Origin of the sequence: Bartonella vinsonii subsp. berkhoffii ATCC 51672 (assembly GCF_902825225.1) — a bacterium.
In the GTDB taxonomy this organism is placed as follows: domain Bacteria; phylum Pseudomonadota; class Alphaproteobacteria; order Rhizobiales; family Rhizobiaceae; genus Bartonella; species Bartonella berkhoffii.
The window spans coordinates 1-387 of record NZ_CADEAK010000340.1; the positions used below are offsets into that span (position 1 = coordinate 1).

Annotated in this window: 1 pseudogene; it reads right to left on the bottom strand. The window is 49.1% G+C overall.

Annotated features, from left to right (window positions below):
• Positions 1 to 387 (bottom strand): annotated as a pseudogene (locus tag J7R10_RS09520) (hypothetical protein); the annotation flags it as partial.

Below are 387 nucleotides of genomic sequence, written 5' to 3' on the forward strand. Positions count from 1 at the left end.
AGCCTCTCTCACAGGTGTATAGGCATAAATGTCAGGAGTGTGGCGGCTGGCAAAATAAGCCAAAGCGCAAGCAATAGCGCTATCACCATGACGCATAAAACCATCACTGCCTTTAAAACGAGGATTGTCTGGAAGTTTCACAATGCCATTGACATAAGCAAGCGCTTGATGATCCGCAACAATGTCACTATCGCGCGGCAAAACAATGGACCCATCCCCAAAGGCTTCCAAATAAGCCGGCATTTCTTTGCCATACCAACTTTGCGACAATTGAACTTCCTTCACGCAAGCCCCCTACCGCTGCGCCGCTTTTTCCGCTAAATAAGCCCCATTACCCCGCGCATCCAAAGCACCACCTAACAAACGCGGTAAGCCATTCACCACATA